An 18,312-nucleotide genomic window follows, 5' to 3' on the forward strand; every position below is an offset into this window, starting at 1 on the left:
GAGGCGAACCATGACCGCACCGGCGGTGCGCGCGTATTACACGGCCGACGAAGTTCGGGCCATGGAGGCCGAACTCTTCACCCGGGTCCCCGACGGAATGCCCATGCGGCGAGCCGCTTTCGGCCTTGCCGACGTGGTGGCGCGGGAGCTCCGCGAACGCACGGGGGGAGTGGTCGGGCGCTCGGTGACCCTGCTGGTCGGTTCCGGCGACAATGGCGGCGACGCGCTGTGGGCGGGCTCGTTCCTGCGTCAGCGCGGCGTCGCGGTGCGCGCGGTCCTGTTGTCCCCGGACCGCGTTCATTTGGAGGGTTTGGCCGCGCTGTGCCGGCGGGGCGGCCGCATCCTGTCCGCTCCGCTCTCCCCGGACGAACTCCGGGCCGACCGGATGCCGCCAGGCGCGATGCTCCATGTGAGCACCAACAAGGAAGTACCCTGGCCGGTCCGCGACCTGCTCGGCGAACCGGATCTGGTGGTGGACGGCATCGTCGGCATCTCGGGCCGTGGCCCGCTGCGCCCGATCGCCGCCGCCGTGGTGGCGGGCGTGCGCTGCCCGATCATCGCCGCCGACCTGCCCAGCGGCGTCGACTGTGACACGGGTGCTGTGACCGGGCCCGCCGTCGTCGCCGACGTCACCGTGACTTTCGGCGCCTTCAAGCCGGTCCATGCCCTGGCAGCCCCGTACTGCGGCCGAATCGAACTGGTGCCCATCGGATTACGCCTGGGCCAGGCGAATCTGGTTGCGCTGGAGCCACAAACGGTCGGAGCGGAGTGGCCGATCCCCGGCCCCGCGGACGACAAGTACACGCAGGGCGTCACCGGCGTCTGCGCGGGCAGCGACCGTTACCCCGGCGCGGCGGTGCTGTGCACCGGCGGCGCGGTCGCCGCCACCTCCGGCATGGTCCGCTACGCGGGCACCGGTGCGGCGCAGGTGCTTGCCCACTTCCCGGAAGTGATTGCCGCCGAATCCGTTTCCGCCACCGGCCGCGTCCAGTCCTGGGTTTTCGGCCCCGGTGCGGGCACCGATGCCGCCGCCCGCGACCGCCTCGCGGAAATCCTCGCCACCGACCTGCCGGTCGTGGTCGACGCCGACGGCCTGACCTTGCTCGCCGCCGAACCCGATCTGGTGGCGGGTCGCACCGCCCCGACCGTGCTGACTCCTCACGCCGGTGAGTTCGCCCGCCTGACCGGTTCCGAACCCGGCCCCGACCGTGTCGCCGCGGTCCGCAAGCTGGCCGAATCCTGGCAGGTCACAGTCCTTTTGAAGGGTCGAGCCACCCTGATCGCCAGCCCCGGCCGCCCGGTCCTCGTCAATGAGGCGGGTGGTTCCTGGGCCGCCACCGCAGGCTCCGGCGACGTCCTCTCCGGCATTATCGCGGCCCTCCTCGCCACGGGCTCCCACCCGGCCGGTGCCGCCGCCTTCGCCGCCCGCGCCCACGCCCTCGCCGCCAACCTCGCCGCCCACGCCACCACCGTCGCCGGAGCCCCGATCTCCGCCTCCCCGTTGCTCGCCCACCTCCGCGAAGCCATCGGCACCCTCCGCGAACTCGCCTCCGCCTGACCGGATCAGGGCAGGTGGGCGGTGGCGGCCGTGTGCAATGCCGTGCGTGCGGCACTGATGACGGGGTGCTCGCCAGTGCCGCGACGATAGGCGAGGTGGGTGCGGCGGCGGGTCGGCAGGGGGGTGAGGACGACGCCCGCCGGAATCGAGACCGCACCCAGGTCGGGGACCAGCGCCACGCCCTGGCCCGCGGCGACGAGGGCGAGCACGGTCGCGAAGTCATCGGCATGGTGGCGGATGCGCGGGGTGAATCCCGTTGCGAGACAGGCGCGGACGGTCATCTCGTGGCAGAGGGTGCCCGGAGTTCCCGCGATCCATGGTGAATCAGCGTGGGTAGCCAACGGTTTCGACCCGGTCAAGGTGGCCAGGTGGACGGTCTCCTCGAACAGCGGCTCGGTGTCGAGGCCCGGCTCGGGGGTCAGCCGGACGTAGTCGTATTCCTGCAGCAGCGCGATGTCGAGGGTGTCGGCGCGCAGGGCGGCGGGGGCGGCGGCCGGATCCAGTTCGGTGACAAGGAGTTCCAGTAGGGGATGGGCGCGGCTGAGGGTGACCAGGGCGGGGGAGAGGATGGTGTGGACGGCGGTGGGGAAGGCGCCGATGCGGAGGGTGCCGGTGAGTTCGGTGCGGGCGGAGGCGAGTTCGGCGGTGGCCTGCTCCAGCACGGCGAGGATGGTTTCGGTGTGTTCGACCAGACACAGGGCGGCGGGGGTGAGGGTGACGCTGCGGCCGGTGCGTTCCAGGAGTGGAACGCCCGCTTCGCGCTCGAGCGCGGTGAGCTGCTGGGAGACCGCGGACGGGGTGTAGGTGAGCGCGTCGGCGACCGCGGCGATGGTTCCCCGGTGCGCGAGCTCGCGCAGCAGCCGCAGGCGGCGCACATCCAGCATCAGCTGAGCTTACGCTCGACGGTAGAAACGTGAAATAGACCTGACGCCCGCCGTCGAGAAGCATGGTCGGCATGACATTCACCGGCTTGTACGTGCCCCTGGTCACGCCCTTCACGGCCGCCGACGAGGTGGCCGCGGACGCCCTGGAAGCCCTCGCCCACCAGTGCCTCGACGCGGGCGCGGCGGGCCTGGTCGCACTCGGCACCACCGGCGAACCCACCACCCTCACCCTCGACGAACAGGCCCGCGTCCTCGACATCTGCGCCGGTGTCTGCCGGGAACGCGGCGCGGCGCTGATCGTCGGCGCGGGCTCCAACGCCACCGCCGCCTCGACCCGCGCCCTGCACGCCCTCGATCCGCGTGCCACCGCCGCGCTCGCGGTCGTCCCGTACTACAACCGCCCGTCGGAAGCCGGTGTGCTGGAACACTTCCGGGCGCTGGCCGCGGCCAGCCCGGTGCCGGTGCTGATCTACCACATCCCCTACCGCACCTCCCGCACCCTGTCCGCCGAAACCCTCTGTCGCCTGGCCGAATTGCCGAATGTCGCGGGCTTCAAATACACAGCGGGCGGCATCGACGACACCACCATCGCCTTCCTGTCCCGCCTCCCCGAGCACACCTCGATCCTGGCGGGCGACGACCTCTACGCCGCCCCACTGCTGGCCCTGGGTGCTTCGGGCGCGATTCTCGCCTGCGCCAATGTCGCACCTGCGGCCTACTCAGACCTGATCGCCGCCTGGCGCGCGGGCGATATCGCGCGCGGCCGCGAACTCGGCAATCGTCTCGCACCCTTGGCCGCCGCCATGTTCGCCGAACCCAATCCGGTTGTCGTGAAGGCGGTCCTGGCCGCCCAGGGCCGCATCCCCACCCCGAACGTCCGCCTGCCCCTGCTCCCAGCAAGCCCGGAGTCGACCGCTGCCGCCCTCGCGGCCCTTCCCGAACAACGGGCGGCGATTCGGGTGTGATCCGGCTCGCCGCGGTCTCAATGGCAGTATCGAGGGCGTGAACAAGCCCGACCCACAGGTGGAAATCGTCGTAGACCTGGATGCCATCGCACACAATGTGCGAGTCCTGGCCGAGCACGCCGGAGATGCCGCCGTGATGGTCGTGGTCAAGGCCGACGGTTACAACCATGGCGCGCCCGAGGTGGCGCGGGCGGCGCTCGCCGCGGGCGCCCGCGAGATCGGGACCACCACGATCGCCGAGGCCGTGGCCCTGCGGGCCGCCGGGATCACCGCCCCGATCCTGTCCTGGCTCAACACCTCCGACGCCGACTACGCGAGCGGCGTCGAGGCCGATATCGAGATCGGCGTCTCGGCGGCCGAGCAACTGGAGGCGGTTGCGCAGGCCGCGCGCCGGCTCGGTCGCATCGCCACCGTGAGCCTGAAGGTCGATACCGGCCTCAACCGCAACGGCATTCCCGCCGCCGAGTTCCCCGAGGTGCTGGAGCGGCTCGACAAGCTGGTCTCCGAAGGCGTCGTGCGTTTCCGGGCCCTGTTCTCCCATCTGGCCATGGCCGACGAGCCGCAGCATCCGGTCAACGACATGCAGCGCGACCGCTTCCTCGCCTTCATCGCCACCGCGAAGGAGCACGGCCTGGAGCCGGAGCTCGTGCATCTGGCGAATTCCGCTGCGGCACTGACCCGCCCGGACCTGGCCTTCGACATGGTCCGTCCCGGGATCGCCGTCTACGGCCTCTCGCCCATCCCCGACCAGTCCGATTTCGGCCTGCGCCCCGCCATGACCCTGCGCGCCCGGGTGCTGCGGGTGAAGCGGGTCGCCGCCGGTGAGGGCGTCTCGTACGGGCATCAGTGGATCGCCGAACACGACACCACCGTCGCTCTCATCCCCGCCGGATACGCCGACGGGGTCCCGCGTCCCCTGAGCGGCCGGTTCTCGGTGTGGCTGGGTGGTGCGCGCCGCCAGCAGATCGGCCGGGTCTGCATGGACCAGTTCGTGGTCGACCTCGGCGCGAACGAAGCGGGCGTGGCCGCGGGCGACACCGCGGTCCTGTTCGGCGGTGAGCCTGGTCACCCGCACGCGCAGGAGTGGGCCGACGCGCTCGGCACCATCAACTATGAGATCGTGTGCGCGCCGCGCGGCCGCGCGACCCGCACACACCTCGGGGGCAATCGATGACCGACCACCGCATGCTCGCCACCGTGGAGGACACCGAAGCGCTGGGCCGCGAGCTCGCCGACCAACTGCAGGCCGGGGATCTGGTGATCCTCGACGGCCCGCTCGGCGCGGGCAAGACCGCACTCACCCGCGGCATCGCGGCGGGGCTGGGTGTCGAAGGGCGGGTCAGCTCACCGACTTTCATCATCGCCCGCCAGCATCGCGCCGGAACCCATCCGGGCGCGGTGGCTCTCGTGCACGTGGACGCCTACCGGCTCGGCGGCGATCTCGACGAGCTCGACGCGCTGGATCTGGATACCGATCTCGACCATGCCGTGGTGGTGATCGAATGGGGTTCGGGCGTCGCGGAACACCTCACCGACCGTCATCTGCGCGTGCAATTGCGCCGCGAACCGGAATCGGATGTGCGCACCGCGGAATGGGAGTGGATCGCCGCCAACTGATGCGCGAGTAAGTTCGCGCAGGCAGACACCACACCGAGTGGGCTGTACCACCCGGTATCGTAAGGGCAATCATGCTGATTTTGGCTGTCGACACCGCGACTCCGGCCGTCACGGCGGGACTGGTGGAACTGGAACCGGCGGAACCCGGATCGAATGCACCGCGCATCACCACGATCACCACCAAGGTGACCGTGGATGCTCGCGCGCACAACGAGGTGCTGACTCCGCACATCCTGACCTGCCTGGCCGAATCCGGGCGCTCCCGTGCCGATATCGCGGCCGTGGTCGCCGGTATCGGGCCGGGACCGTTCACCGGACTGCGCGTCGGCATGGCCACCGCGGCCGCGTTCGGCGACGCGCTCGGCATTCCGGTCTACGGCGTGTGCAGTCTCGACGCGATCGCCGCCGACACCGAGAGCTATCTGCGCGAGAGCTCCGAGCCGACCGAGCTGCTGGTCGTCACCGACGCCCGCCGCCGCGAGGTGTACTGGGCGCGCTACCGGGCCACCGGCGAGGGCACCACGTTGGCCCGCGTCGAGGGCCCCGAGGTGAGCAAGCCCGCCGATCTGGATCAGGCCGCCGCCACCGTGATCGCCGGATCCGCCTCGCACGTCGACTATTTCGATCTGCCCGTGCTGCCGGTCGAGACGCCGTCGCCGTCGGGTCTGGTGCGCTGTGCCGCCGCCGAACTGCTCGCCGGTGCGACCCCGGCCCCGCTGGTGCCGCTGTACCTGCGGCGCCCCGACGCGGTCGAAAAGAGTTACGCGCAGGTGGGCCGATGACCATCCGCATCGACCCGATGCGGCCGGAAGACGTCACCCGCTGCGCCGAACTCGAACAGGTGTTGTTCCCGGAGGACGATCCCTGGCACGAGGTTTCGTTCCTGTCGGAGCTGGCCGGACCGCACAACCGCTACATCTGCGCGCGCGATCGCAGCGGCCGCATGGTCGGCTACGCGGGAATCGCCTTGCTGGGCACCGACGATCACCCGGAAGCCGAGGTGCACACCATCGGCGTCGATCCCGCCGACCATCGCCGCGGCATCGGCACCCTGCTGCTCGAAGCCCTGCTGCTGGAGGCCGGAAAGCGCGGCGGACCGGTCTTCCTCGAGGTCCGCACCGACAACGCGCCCGCCATCACGCTCTACGAGAAGCACGGCTTCCACATCATCGGATTGCGCAAGAACTACTACCAGCCCAGCGGCGCCGACGCGTACACCATGCGCCGCCCCGCCATGGCCGGGTTCCCGCAGGACGGATTCACCACCGACGCCGAGGTCTCGTCATGATCGTCATGGGTATCGAAAGCTCCTGCGACGAAACGGGTGTCGGTATCGTGCGCCGATTGCCCGACGGCAGTTGCGAACTGCTCGCCGACGAGGTCGCCTCGAGCGTGGATCAGCATGCCCGCTTCGGCGGCGTGGTGCCCGAGATCGCCTCGCGCGCACACCTCGAGGCCATCGTGCCCGCCATGCGCCGGGCGCTGGCGACGGCCGGAATCAGCAAGCCGGACGCCCTCGCCGTCACCATCGGCCCGGGCCTCGCGGGTGCGCTGCTGGTCGGTGTCGCGGCCGCGAAAGCCTATGCGGCGGCGTGGGATGTCCCGTTCTACGCGCTCAACCACCTCGGCGGGCACGTGGCCGTGGACACCCTGGAACACGGGCCCATGCCGCCGGCGGTCGCGCTGCTGGTGTCCGGTGGCCACACCCATCTGCTGAAGGTCACCGATCTCGGGCAGCCCATCACCGAATTGGGCAGCACGGTCGACGACGCCGCGGGTGAGGCGTTCGACAAGGTGGCCCGCCTGCTCGGCCTCGGCTACCCGGGCGGACCGGTGCTGGATGCCATTGCCGCCGACGGTGATCCGCGTGCCATCGCCTTCCCACGCGGCATGACCGGCCCCCGCGACCCGCGCTACGACTTCTCCTTCTCCGGCCTCAAGACCGCGGTCGCCCGCTATGTCGAAGCGGCCCAGCGCGAAGCCCGCGAGCTGCCCATCCCGGATATCGCCGCCTCCTTCCAGGAAGCCGTCGCGGACGTGCTCACCATGAAGGCCGTCCGCGCGGTCCAGGACCTCGGTGTCGACACCCTGGTGCTCGGCGGCGGCGCGACCGCCAACTCTCGCATCCGCTCGATGGCCGAAGAACGCTGCACCGCAGCCGGTATCACGCTGCGTGTCCCCAAGCCGCGCCTGTGCACCGACAACGGCGTCATGATCGCCACTCTGGGTGCGCACGTGATCGCCGGCGGCGCACAGCCTTCCGCGCTGACGGTGGCCACCGACCCGGGCCTCCCGGTCTCCACCAGCCACCTCTGAGGCATCTTCAACCCCGTCATCCCGGCATGCTTTTGGCCGGGATCCACACCCGCCGCGCAGCAACGGTTCGCGTTGGATTCCGGCCAAAAGCGCGCCGGAATGACGAGGGCGATGTCAGTCGCCCCAAAAAACGCGACCGCGACCGTGAGCGTGTGCTCCGGTCGCGGCGAGTAGGTATTCGTTGGTGCTAGTCGGTCGGTCGGACCATGGTTGTCACTCCGCCGGAACCCGAATTCGTATTCGAGCGCGGCGAAGGCGCGATCTTCGGCTCCGATTCCACGGGCGGCACGGCGGTGCCGAGCAGCGGACCGAGCAGGCGCGGCAGATCGGCGGGGAACGGGATCTGGGGTAGGTCCGGATCCGGGCGCAGCGGCGGCTGCTGCTGGCTGGTGGTGGCCGAGGGGATGGTGGGAACCCCGGTGGCCGAACCGGTTTGGGTCGGCGGCACGACGGGTGCCGTACGGCTGGGGGTCGGCTTGGGTGAACCGTTGGACGGACCGCTCGACGGCGTGGTCGGTGACACCGGCTGGACCGGGCCGCTCGTGGTCGGCGAGTAGTGCGTGTTCTGTGGTTCGGGCACCACGAATTCCTTGACGCCGTAACCGACGATCAGCCCGACCACCACGATCGCCCCGGCCAGCGTGCCCGCCAGCTTGGTGAAGGTGCCGATCGGCGCGTCGGTGCCCAGCCCGATCACCGGGAAGGCGCTCGGCGTGGTCGAATCCGCCACCAGCGCCGCGCCTTTCGCGATCGCCGCCTCCGGCTCCGGCACGGTGATGACCGGCACGTCGAGCTGTCGTTCCAGCCCCACCACCATGATCGGCACGTTCGCGCCGCCGCCGATCACCGCGACCGCCTGCGGGAACTTCGGGGCTCGCGCGAACACCCCGCGCGCGAACACCGCCAGCTCGCGGAGCAGGTCGGCGACGATCTCCTCGAAATCCACCCGGGTGAGCTTGAGCGGCTGCCCGGCCACATGGTCGATGGTGACCGCCGGAACGACCGACAGATGCTCCTTGGCGGCCCGAGAACGATTGAGCAGGATGCCGCGGTTGGGCCGGATGCCGCGACGCGAGAGGTGGCAGTCCAGCAGGTGCTGCAGGATCAGCTCGTCGATGGCATTGCCGCCGATGGCGGTGGTCCGTTCGGACCGCAGCACGGTGTCGTCGGCGTGATCGGCCACGGTGACCGTGGTGCCGGTGGCCCCGATGTCGATGATCGCCACCGTGTCCCAGCGGTCCAGCAGCCCGGTGTGCCGCAGATAGGCCAGTGCCGCGGTGCTCTCGGGGATGAGATGCACCCCGTGGCGCTGCCGGCCGATGGCCGAGCGGATGACCTGAGCCTGTTCGCGGTCCCGGTAGGCGACGGCGATATCACCGGGCGGAGAGGGTTCGGGCTCGTGATGGTTGGCGATGCGGGCGACCGGATGCGCGCCGACCGGATGCACGACGTCGCGCGGGATCTGGGTGGTCATCAGTTCGATGGAGGACGCCACCAGATCACCGAGGTCGGAGTGTGCGGTATCGGCCGTCACGACCCGGTAGTCGAAGTTCTGGGCGCCGTTGGGCGCGGTGGCGACCGTCGCCGAGCACACCACCTCGGTGCCGGCGGAGATGCCGAGGGATGTTCGCATGTTCACCTCCCTTCGAGCGGATGGTCCTGGTGGAGACGACCATCTCGAACGGACTCCGGTTGCGCCCCATGGGTAACGGGCGCTGCCGAGCTACGGACCGTGGCGGGACCCTGTCCGATGGGGCATTCGGACCTGCCACTGATCACTTGCGGTTTGCTCTCTTCTCGAGCCCACGCGGATGGTTGCCGCGCGGATAGCGGGGTGAAGCAGTTGTGTAACTCTCGACGGCGGGCGTGGCGGGACCGATTCGGTCTCGTCGCGCGGCCGTCGTCAATGGTGTCACAATCCGTTATCCGAACGTTACAGATTTTCGGATTTCTTTGGAAGCCCTCAGATTCTCGGGCCGTCGTGTCGGCGAGTCGTGGTGGCAGCGCGTTGTCCAGCGGCGTTACGGGTAACGCGCGGTTGCGGGTAGCAGTACCTCCCCTTGAGCGCTGGCACTCCCGTGTATAGAGTGCTAGGAGGCACTGGTTACTGCTGAGGTGCCAGCTAGTGACTACTACGCAGGGGTCCCGGCACCCGCGACGACGGGGCCGATTGCGCAGGGGTCATGCACGAACGAAACCGTGAGTCCGGGGAACAGCCCCGGACGAGAAGAATCCCCTGAAAGTGGAGGGCTCAACGTGGCGAGCGTGAACATCAAGCCGCTCGAGGACAAGATCCTCGTCCAGGCCAACGAGGCCGAAACCACCACCGCCTCCGGCCTGGTCATCCCCGACACGGCGAAGGAGAAGCCCCAGGAGGGCACCGTCATCGCCGTGGGCCCGGGTCGGGTTGCCGAGGACGGCGTGACCCGCATCGCGCTGGACGTCAACGAAGGCGACGTCGTCATCTACAGCAAGTACGGCGGCACCGAGGTCAAGTACAACGGCCAGGAGTACCTGATCCTGTCGGCGCGCGACCTGCTCGCTGTCGTCACCAAGTAAGAACGCTTCAACTCTCGGGGCTCTCAGGGGCTTCCCCTGAAACCCCTTCGAGAGAAACACCGCCCCGGAGTCAGCTGCACACCGCAACCGACCCGGGGCGGAGTGCGTTCCAGCCCAACTCATTTCAGGAGCAGGTACATGGCAAAGCAGATCGAGTTCGACGAGAAGGCTCGTCGGGCGATGGAGCGCGGCGTCGACAAGCTCGCCGACGCCGTCAAGGTCACCCTCGGCCCGCGTGGCCGGCACGTGGTGCTGGCCAAGGCTTTCGGCGGCCCGACCGTCACCAACGACGGTGTCACCATCGCGCGCGACATCGACCTCGAGGACCCGTTCGAGAACCTGGGCGCGCAGCTGGTCAAGAGCGTCGCCACCAAGACCAACGATGTCGCCGGTGACGGCACCACCACCGCCACCGTGCTGGCGCAGGCGCTGATCAAGGGCGGCCTGAAGAACATTGCCGCGGGCGCGAACCCGATGACCCTGGGCAAGGGCATGAGCAAGGCCGCCGAGGCCGTCGCCGCCGCCCTGGCCGCCGCCGCGACCCCGGTCAACGGCGAGAAGGCCATCGCGCAGGTCGCCACCGTGTCCTCGCGTGACGAGGAGATCGGCGCCCTGGTCGCCGAGGCGCTGACCAAGGTCGGCAAGGACGGCGTCGTCACCATCGAGGAGTCCTCGGGTCTGCAGACCGAGGTCGCCATCACCGAGGGCGTGCAGTTCGACAAGGGCTACCTGTCCCCGTACTTCGTGACCGACCCGGAGACCATGCAGGCGGTCTACGAGGACGCGTGGCTGCTGCTGAACCGCGAGAAGATCAGCTCGCTGCCGGACCTGCTGCCGCTGCTGGAGAAGATCGCCGAGTCGGGCAAGCCGGTCGTCATCATCGCCGAGGACGTCGACGGTGAGGCGCTGTCCACCCTGGTGGTCAATGCGATCCGCAAGACCCTCAAGGTCGTTGCCGTGAAGGCCCCGTTCTTCGGTGACCGTCGCAAGGCGTTCCTGGACGACCTGGCCATCGTCACCGGCGGCACCGTGGTCAACCCGGACCTGGGCATCACGCTGCGCGAGGCCGGCCTGGACGTGCTGGGCAAGGCGCGCCGCATCGTGGTCTCCAAGGACGACACCACCATCGTCGAGGGCGCGGGCGCGCAGTCCGACATCGACGCGCGAGTCTCGCAGCTGCGCAAGGAGATCGAGAACACCGACTCCGACTGGGACCGTGAGAAGCTGGAAGAGCGCCTGGCCAAGCTGGCCGGCGGCGTCGCCGTCATCAAGGTCGGCGCGGCCACCGAGACCGAGCTCAAGGAGCGCAAGTACCGCGTCGAGGACGCCGTCTCCTCGGCCAAGGCCGCGGTCGCCGAGGGCATCGTCCCCGGCGGTGGCACCGCCCTGGTCCAGGCCGCCGCGACCCTGGTCGACCTGCGCGCGTCGCTCTCGGGCGACGAGGCCGCCGGTGTCGAGGTCGTGCGTGCGGCCCTGCTGGCCCCGCTGTTCTGGATCGCCAGCAACGCGGGCGTCGACGGCGCGGTCGTCGTCTCCAAGGTGACCGAGGGCAAGGACGGCTTCAACGCCGCCACCCTCACCTACGGCGACCTGGTCGCCGAGGGCGTCATCGACCCGGTCAAGGTGACCCGCTCGGCCGTCGAGAACGCCACCTCGGTCGCCCGCATGGTCCTCACCACCGAGTCGGCGATCGTCGAGAAGCCGGCCGACGAGCCGGCCGACGCCCACCACGGCCACTCGCACTAGGCCGTAGCGGCCGATCTCGGCTGACGTAACGAGGCCCCCGGACGAAACGTCCGGGGGCCTCGTTTTCGGTTCAGGCGAGGCCGCAGCGGGCCAGCAGGGATTCGGCTTCGGGGGCGGGAAGTTCGCGGGTGAGTTCCACCGAGGATTCGAGGGCGTCGTGCAGGACGCCGTACATGGTGGAGGGCCGCCAGTTGAAATGGATTCCCTTGGGAGCCACGATCAGCAGGGGTTTGCCGTCGAGGACGGGGAGTTCGTCCAGGGAACCCGAACCGGGCATGAAGGCGACACCCGGGTGGGCGAAGGTGAAGCGCTGGTGGTCCATCAGCGTTGCGGCGGCTTCGTAGTCGGACCGGGTGAGGTGGTCGTTGCGGGCGTAGCGGACGGCCAGGGGGTCCACCGGGTCGGCGTCGAGGTAGCCGGGGCCGGTGTGGCGCAGCAGGGCGTCCTGCAGCAGGGCGTAGCAGTGGTAGAGGCGGTCGCGGACGCCGATGAGGCGGAATTCGAAGGCGCGGCGGTTCTTCGGGTCCAGGACGAGCAGCTCGACGTCGTCGTGCAGGGTGAACATGTCGCGCAGCCAGAGCGGGACGAACTCGTCCTCTTCCAGCTGATCGAGGAGTTCCATCACGGCGGGGCGTTCCCGCCAGCGTTTGCGGGTTTCCTTGGAGCGGCTCAGCATCGTCATCGCCGCCGGAATGCTCAATTGCCCCGCGGCGCGGGCGAGTTCGTCGGGCTTCTCGGCCAGCGCATCCAATTGCTCGACGAGTAGCTCCACTGTCGCGTCGATGGCCGCGCCCGGATCGGCCCCGTGCTCGACCATCGTTCCGCTCAGCAGCGCGAGCAGCGCGGTGTGGAACAGATCGCCCGCGGGCATCAGATTGCGCAGCGACACCACGCCCGCCGTCAATTCCGCGGCGGTGGTCCCCGACTGCACCTGTGCGATCTCCGCGCGCACCGCGTCGGGCAGCAGGATGCCCTGCCCGGAGGTGAACGACTCGAGCTCCTCCGCGCTCGTGCGAGCCCGCACGAATTCGGTCAATGCCTGCAGCGTCATGAAAGTCCCTACCCCCGAGCCGAACCGACCGCCGCACGCTACCAGCCGATCCTCAGAGCCACTCTCAGGTTATGTGCGAGGGCCTCAGCGCGGGGGTGAGGGCGTCGTCCAGCTCGGGCTGAGGGGTTCGATGAGCACGGGCAACATCATTCCCGGCCGCCCCGGCGCGGTGGGGGCGCGGGGGTCCACGGCGCAGGCGAAGGCGTACGTGCCCGCGATCACCAGGGCGGTCGCCGCCAACGCGCCTGCGATGGCGCGGAAGTGGGAACGGACGAAGATGCTGAAGCAGCGCATGCCGGACGATCCGTTCGCGGGGGCGTCATGAATCCTCATGGCGCGCACGGAGTTCTACGGAGCGGATCGTCCGGTCACAACTGCCTGTTACCGGCAAAGTGCGCACCCAGAACCGGTCAGGCGACCTGTTTCTCGGGTGCGCAAAAGGAGTGAAGCGTCTTCGGGTCGGCTAGTCCCGCACGGGGTAGGTGGGGCGGCCGTTTCCGTGTCGGAGCGCGGGGTGGGAGTGGTGAATCGCGGTCGGCGTCGGATCTGTGGCTATCGCGGCGAGAAGACGGTCGCGGAGGGCGGGCGGCGGCGCTACGGCCGTCGTCGACGCGGCCAGCGCGAGCGCTTCTCGGGTCTGCTGCACTTCCTGGGTGAAGGCGGCGCGCAGTACCGGGTCATCGGTATCCAAGATTTCCGCCACTGCGCGCTGATCTTCGTCGCCGATCGATCCGAGCGCGACAGTGTGCGCGAGATCGATCTGGCTTTCGTTCATCTCACGTCACTCCCAAACTTTTCTTGAGTCGTGTCAGTCCATCCCGTATACGGGACTTAACGGTCGGTAATCCTACGCCCAAGTATGCCGCTACCTCGGCATATGTCCGCCCACCGAAGTAGGCCAGGGAGATGGCTTCCCGTTGTGTCTCCGTCAACGTGGCCAGGCCGGCGAGTACCGCCTGCTGCTCCAGCCGTCGTCCGACTTCTTCGGTGACCTCATCGAATTCGTTACCGAGAGTGCTGGTGCCGTAGGCGACTTCGCGTAGTGCGTGCGCCTGCTCGGCGCGGACACGATCGACCGCGCGTCGATGGGCCAGCGTCATCAACCACGTGACTGCCGAACCCTTGTTGGAGTCGAAGTTGGCTGCGGTGCGCCAGATCTGGAGATAGACCTCCTGGGTGGTCTCCTCCGCGTATCCCGGATCGTGTAGCACGCGTAGGACGAGGCCGAACACTCGCGCGTTGGTGCGGTCGTACAGCTCGGCGAATGCCTGCTGATCGGACTGCCCACAGCGTTCGAGAAGTGCGGCAAGTTCGAGACTTTCGGCTGCGCGCGCCGTCACCGCAGAGTCCATGCTGGGTGTTCCCACCCGACTGTCCCTCGAACTCTGGAACGAGTCGCCCTCTGCGGCAGGCGGCCGCGTTGTCACAACGCTCCGTTCTGTGTCATCGGCCACGAGGGTAGCGTGCCGCTATGACCTCCTCTCGGGTGGGGGTATCGGCAAAGCGACTGTGGCACAGCAGTTTTCCGTTTTGTACCGAAACGCCGCAATCGTGACTCGTGAGACACGCCGGGACGCGCCAGCAACCACCGGGCCCCGCTGAGCGGTGCCGGTTGTTTGCTAGGCATTCGGTACACCATCACCCGCGGATGGGAAAAATCTTCAGCTCACGCCGCCGCCTGCACCAGCAACAACGCTGATGAACACCAGTCACGCGAGTTTGCTCGTCGCGTCCCCGCTCATTCCCGCACACCTGATCGGCCACCCCGCCCGAACCCCGGGTAGGTGTCACCCGAATCCACAGCGATCACGCCCGAATTCGCGTCAACCCGCCTTGCCAAGCATCTCCCGCAAGGGGTTTCGACGGAAGTCTTCGAGAGTTGGCTATGCCACGACGCGGCGGCGATTGCGGCGGGCGTGGAGTTCGCGCTCGGTCTCGGACATGCCGCCCCAGATGCCGTAGGGCTCGCTGACCTTCAGGGCGTGGGAACGGCAGTGCAGCAGCACGGGGCAGGCCTTGCAGATCTCCTTGGCGCGTAGCTCCCGCTGGGAGCGGGCACGGCCGCGTTCCCCGTCTGGGTGGAAGAACACGGACGAGTCCTGGCCGCGGCAGGACCCGCGCATCTGCCAGTCCCAGACGTCGGCGTTCGGACCAGGGAGGTGGGTCGGCATAGGCATGGTGAACTCCTCTTGGTGCGAGCTCGTCGGCATTGTCGAGCGGTGCTGGTGGCAAACAGGTGGCCGCATCGCCGTGGCCCGGCGATCGCACTTCGCTGGTGCCGTATTTCAACACGACGCCAACGATGGCGATGACGTACGTTAGGTCGCACAACGAATTCGAGTCAATAGCTTCATTCGACTCGAGCCGAATACCTGCGCATTAGAGAATTAACATCCTCGCTATTTACAAGACACCCTCGCTGTGGCGATACTGTTCGGTTGCCCAGCATCGTGACCAACCTGTGATAGCCCATCCGACTGGTCAAAGTACCTGGTCGCAGCGGCTTTTTGAGTACGAATACCTGTCACGCGATCTATGCAAGCATCGCGATCAGAGTGATCTCAGCCATTGGACAACCGGCGCTGAGTGCGGTAGAGATGGCCGCTTCGAGGCGCTCAGGTTAATAGCGCGAAACGCTATACGAATTCCTAACGGGCGTGCTAGGCGATAGCGAGAACAGATTTACGGACTGGAAACACAAAGGCGCTTGTGAATGCTGATGGGTTGCTGGCCGACTGTGATATGGCGGCTGCCCTCACTTGGCCCCGTGCTGGTTAGAGTGCGGCTGTGCCTGTGCTCGAAGTGAACTCCGAACTCGCCGACGCCGCCTTCGGCGCCGCCCCCGAACGCGCTGCCGCCGGGTTGCCACCCGCCGCCGACGCGCACGAATCCTGGTTGCGGGCGGTCGCTCTCGGTGGTGTCGGGCACTATGCCGCCGCCCGCACCGAACTCGCCCGCGCCCGTCGCGCGACCACCGATCCCGCCTTGCTGTCGCTCACCCACAGCACCGAAGGTTCGCTGCTGCGCCAGCTCGGCTGGCACAGTCACGCCGCTGTCGCGGATGGCCGCGCCGCCGCGCTCGTGCTCCCCGTCGAATGTGACATAGCTCACGTGCCCGCCGTGGCCGCGGCCGAAAGACGCCACGCAGAAGCGGTTTGCGACGCGTTGACCGGGCTCGCAGCCGATGCCCTGGGCACCCTCCGCCCGGCGCTTGCCGCCCGGATGCTGAATCGTTGCCAGAATTACCTCGACATTCATCTGCCGGGCGGCGATTCGGCCTGGCGACCGCGTCTGCGCCTGCACTGGGTGTCTGCCGAGACGGCGCTGGCGGCCCCCGGCGCCGGACTGATCACCGCCCCCGCCGACGACCGCACGGCCGCGGCGCGACAGGCCCCCGCCCTGGCGCACGCGCAGGCCGCGGTCGCCCTCGCCGAGCAGTCGCCTTCCCGTCGGCATCTGGTGAAATCCCGGCTACTGCTGGCCGCCGCGCACGCCGCCGCCGGCGATCTCGACCGATCCCGCACTCTCGCAATCGAAGTCGACCGCGACTGCCGCGAACACGAACTGCTGCCGCTGCGCTGGGCCTGCGCCATGCTGCGCTCGGGGGTCGAACCCGACGGCGACGGAATCGAGGCCGCCGCGCGGTGTGCGCGGTTGCTGGCAACTCGCGGTGGGCGATTGCGTTCGGCCAGCGAGGTTCTCGGCCGTCCCTGAGCGCCGTCGGGGACTTCCCTGAGTCGTCCCCGAGAACGACCCCGTAACGCCTGGCTTGAATGAGCCAGCCGCTATTGTTGGACCGTTCCGCCCCTCCGCGGAAGCACCGGCCCTCCCGCCGCCGTGCCCTCTCGTAAACGCCAGGAACAGCTCTGACGATGAACAACACGGGTGAGGAGTTGGATCCCGCAGTCGTCGCTGCCGCAGCGCAGGGCGACCGGGCTGCCCTTTCCCAGGTACTGGTGAGCATCCGCCCCCTTGTGGTGCGGTATTGCCGCGCGCGCATCGGGACTGCCGAACGTGGTCAGCTCTCTGCTGACGACGTCGCGCAGGAGGTTTGTCTGGCCGTAATGACGGCCCTGCCTCGGTATCAGGATCAGGGTCGGCCGTTCATGGCTTTCGTCTACGGCATCGCCTCGCACAAGGTCGCAGACGCCCACAGAAATTCCGCCCGTAACAAGGCGGACGCCATGGCCGAAGTACCGGATGTCATATCCACCGACCAGGGACCGGAACAGCGAGCTCTCGAATCCGAAACGAGCCGACAGATGAACGCTCTGTTGGCGACTTTGCCGGAGAAGCACCGAGAAATCCTGATCCTTCGCCTGGTCATGGGTCTGTCGGCTGAAGAAACTGCAGTCGCCGTGGGCAGTACGGCGGGTGCTATACGAGTCGCCCAGCACCGGGCGCTCGCGAAACTCAAGTCTCAAGTGGCGAGGGCAGGTGAAATGTATGGCTAGGGATGGCGAGCGCGGTCGGGGCGACTTCAAGGCGCGACCTGGATCGCAGAACAGCGGTCCCTACGCCGAGGCGTCCGGTGATACCGGGCCGGTGGATATCGCCGCGGTGCGACGCGACGATGCGCTGATCGACGCCATCTCCGGCGATGGACCCGTGCAGACGGGCACCTCGGAGGAGTATCAGCTCGCGGCCTTGCTGGCGGACTGGCGTGCGGAGATCATGGCCGAGCCGTTGCCGGCCGGACCGGACCTGGATGCCATTGTCGCAGCGGTCAATCAGGAGATCGGCGCGCGGCAGGCGCGGATCGGAGCCTCGAACCGGGGGCGACTACGGCTGGTGCGCCCTCTTCTGGGTGCTGCGGCGGCTGCGGCGCTGATCGTCGGAGGTCTGACGGCGTTCTCCTACAACGCGAACCCGGGTGGTTTGCTCTGGCCGATGAAGGAGGTCGTGTTCAGCGAGCAGGCGCAAGCCACCGTGGTCTCGCGGGCGGACGACAGCCTGACCCAGGCACAGCAGCTGCTGGCGCAGGACAAGCCGGAAGAGGCGCAGAAGGCGCTGGCGAAGGCGGCCGACAATGCCAACCAGGTCAACGACTCCACCAAGAAGGACGACCTGAACGGCCGCTGGCAGCAGTTGTTCGGCGTGCTGGCGGCGAAGGCCCCGGATCTGGCGGCCCCGCTGACCTCGTTGATGCCGACGCCGAGCAAGCCGCCGGTGCCGACGACCATCCCGGTCGAGCCGACCACGCCGGTGACTCCGCCGAGCAAGGACGGCAGCACCGCACCGTCCATCGACCCCTCGGTGTTGGGCACGAATCCGAACCCGAACCCCAATCCGTCCTCGGGCGGCGGTGTTTCGACGGTTCCGACCGTGCCGCCGGTGACAACGATTCCGGCGCAACCGTCTTCGGAGCCGACCGAACCGGCGACTCCGCCGACGGGCAACCCGGGCAACACCAGCACGGTCGTGGTCGTGCCGACCGCCGGTAATACCGGCGGCGGTGGGGCCACCACCGGTGGCGGTGTGCCGCCGACCCAGCCGCAGCCGACGATCGAGAAGCCGGCTCCGGTTCCGGTGGTGCCGACCACGATTGCCATCCCGACCGTGCCGCAGTTCCCGGCGCCCGGGGTGCACTAGACGAGAGCTGTCCCCGATCGCCGT

At 68.7% G+C, this 18,312-nt stretch carries 19 protein-coding genes; 12 read left to right on the forward strand and 7 right to left on the reverse strand.

Going from position 1 to position 18,312, the window contains the following annotated elements:
• Positions 1-25 precede the first annotated feature (25 nt).
• A complete protein-coding gene (locus tag ACYVN4_RS42750) occupies positions 26-1,558 on the forward strand; it encodes an NAD(P)H-hydrate dehydratase (protein ID WP_460730049.1) in 1,533 nt (510 codons plus the stop codon).
• A 5-nt stretch (positions 1,559-1,563) separates the two neighbouring features.
• On the opposite strand, the gene ACYVN4_RS42755 is transcribed toward ACYVN4_RS42750, so the two are convergent.
• Complete coding sequence (locus ACYVN4_RS42755; RefSeq protein WP_460729604.1) at positions 1,564-2,442, reverse strand: LysR substrate-binding domain-containing protein; 879 nt, start codon at positions 2,440-2,442, stop codon at positions 1,564-1,566.
• Positions 2,443-2,513: 71 nt separating this feature from the next.
• Between ACYVN4_RS42755 and dapA the strand changes: the two genes are divergently transcribed.
• The 6 genes from dapA (at position 2,514) to tsaD (ending at position 7,340) form a co-directional block, all read left to right on the forward strand.
• On the forward strand, positions 2,514-3,407 hold the full coding sequence (gene dapA, locus ACYVN4_RS42760; protein WP_460729606.1) for a 4-hydroxy-tetrahydrodipicolinate synthase: 894 nt from the start codon (positions 2,514-2,516) through the stop codon (positions 3,405-3,407).
• 37 nt (positions 3,408-3,444) lie between these two features.
• On the forward strand, positions 3,445-4,581 hold the full coding sequence (gene alr / locus ACYVN4_RS42765; protein ID WP_460729608.1) for an alanine racemase: 1,137 nt from the start codon (positions 3,445-3,447) through the stop codon (positions 4,579-4,581).
• The gene (gene tsaE, locus ACYVN4_RS42770; RefSeq protein WP_379353646.1) at positions 4,578-5,024 is read left to right on the forward strand and encodes a tRNA (adenosine(37)-N6)-threonylcarbamoyltransferase complex ATPase subunit type 1 TsaE; all 447 of its coding nucleotides are present in this window, start codon (positions 4,578-4,580) and stop codon (positions 5,022-5,024) included. Before alr ends, tsaE begins: the two co-directional genes overlap by 4 nt.
• A 71-nt stretch (positions 5,025-5,095) precedes the next feature.
• Positions 5,096-5,806, forward strand: a complete 711-nt coding sequence (gene tsaB / locus ACYVN4_RS42775) for a tRNA (adenosine(37)-N6)-threonylcarbamoyltransferase complex dimerization subunit type 1 TsaB (protein ID WP_460729610.1) — start codon at positions 5,096-5,098, stop codon at positions 5,804-5,806.
• The gene (gene rimI / locus ACYVN4_RS42780; protein ID WP_460729612.1) at positions 5,803-6,312 is read left to right on the forward strand and encodes a ribosomal protein S18-alanine N-acetyltransferase; all 510 of its coding nucleotides are present in this window, start codon (positions 5,803-5,805) and stop codon (positions 6,310-6,312) included. Before tsaB ends, rimI begins: the two co-directional genes overlap by 4 nt.
• Positions 6,309-7,340 carry a tRNA (adenosine(37)-N6)-threonylcarbamoyltransferase complex transferase subunit TsaD gene (gene tsaD, locus ACYVN4_RS42785; RefSeq protein WP_460729614.1) on the forward strand — a complete coding sequence of 344 codons (1,032 nt, stop codon included), beginning with the start codon at positions 6,309-6,311 and terminating at the stop codon, positions 7,338-7,340. Before rimI ends, tsaD begins: the two co-directional genes overlap by 4 nt.
• A gap of 187 nt (positions 7,341-7,527) precedes the next feature.
• Here the strand turns inward: tsaD and ACYVN4_RS42790 are convergent, their stop codons facing one another.
• On the reverse strand, positions 7,528-8,973 hold the full coding sequence (locus ACYVN4_RS42790) for an Hsp70 family protein (RefSeq protein WP_460729616.1): 1,446 nt from the start codon (positions 8,971-8,973) through the stop codon (positions 7,528-7,530).
• 623 nt (positions 8,974-9,596) lie between these two features.
• On the opposite strand from ACYVN4_RS42790, the gene groES reads away from it, so the two are divergent.
• A complete protein-coding gene (gene groES, locus ACYVN4_RS42795; protein WP_328601917.1) occupies positions 9,597-9,899 on the forward strand; it encodes a co-chaperone GroES in 303 nt (100 codons plus the stop codon).
• A 138-nt stretch (positions 9,900-10,037) separates the two neighbouring features.
• Complete coding sequence (groL, locus tag ACYVN4_RS42800) at positions 10,038-11,645, forward strand: chaperonin GroEL (protein WP_460729618.1); 1,608 nt, start codon at positions 10,038-10,040, stop codon at positions 11,643-11,645.
• Positions 11,646-11,715: 70 nt separating this feature from the next.
• Here groL and ACYVN4_RS42805 read toward each other — a convergent pair whose 3' ends face one another.
• From ACYVN4_RS42805 to ACYVN4_RS42825, 5 genes are all read right to left on the reverse strand, one after another.
• Positions 11,716-12,696 (reverse strand): hypothetical protein, encoded by a 981-nt coding sequence (locus ACYVN4_RS42805; protein ID WP_460729621.1) that lies wholly within the window; start codon positions 12,694-12,696, stop codon positions 11,716-11,718.
• 84 nt (positions 12,697-12,780) lie between these two features.
• Entirely contained in the window at positions 12,781-13,029 is a 249-nt protein-coding gene (locus ACYVN4_RS42810; protein ID WP_460729622.1) for a hypothetical protein, read from the reverse strand.
• A 130-nt stretch (positions 13,030-13,159) separates the two neighbouring features.
• Complete coding sequence (locus tag ACYVN4_RS42815; protein WP_460729625.1) at positions 13,160-13,471, reverse strand: RskA family anti-sigma factor; 312 nt, start codon at positions 13,469-13,471, stop codon at positions 13,160-13,162.
• Position 13,472: 1 nt separating this feature from the next.
• The gene (locus ACYVN4_RS42820) at positions 13,473-14,048 is read right to left on the reverse strand and encodes a sigma-70 family RNA polymerase sigma factor (protein WP_460729627.1); all 576 of its coding nucleotides are present in this window, start codon (positions 14,046-14,048) and stop codon (positions 13,473-13,475) included.
• 531 nt (positions 14,049-14,579) lie between these two features.
• Positions 14,580-14,873, reverse strand: a complete 294-nt coding sequence (locus ACYVN4_RS42825) for a WhiB family transcriptional regulator (RefSeq protein ID WP_452397495.1) — start codon at positions 14,871-14,873, stop codon at positions 14,580-14,582.
• Positions 14,874-15,483: 610 nt separating this feature from the next.
• Between ACYVN4_RS42825 and ACYVN4_RS42830 the strand changes: the two genes are divergently transcribed.
• From ACYVN4_RS42830 to ACYVN4_RS42840, 3 genes are all read left to right on the forward strand, one after another.
• Entirely contained in the window at positions 15,484-16,410 is a 927-nt protein-coding gene (locus ACYVN4_RS42830; RefSeq protein ID WP_460729629.1) for a hypothetical protein, read from the forward strand.
• A 158-nt stretch (positions 16,411-16,568) separates the two neighbouring features.
• Positions 16,569-17,150, forward strand: a complete 582-nt coding sequence (locus tag ACYVN4_RS42835) for a sigma-70 family RNA polymerase sigma factor (RefSeq protein WP_154786124.1) — start codon at positions 16,569-16,571, stop codon at positions 17,148-17,150.
• A complete protein-coding gene (locus tag ACYVN4_RS42840; protein ID WP_460729631.1) occupies positions 17,143-18,288 on the forward strand; it encodes an anti-sigma-D factor RsdA in 1,146 nt (381 codons plus the stop codon). Before ACYVN4_RS42835 ends, ACYVN4_RS42840 begins: the two co-directional genes overlap by 8 nt.
• Positions 18,289-18,312 lie beyond the last annotated feature (24 nt).

Source organism: Nocardia heshunensis (assembly GCF_054782115.1).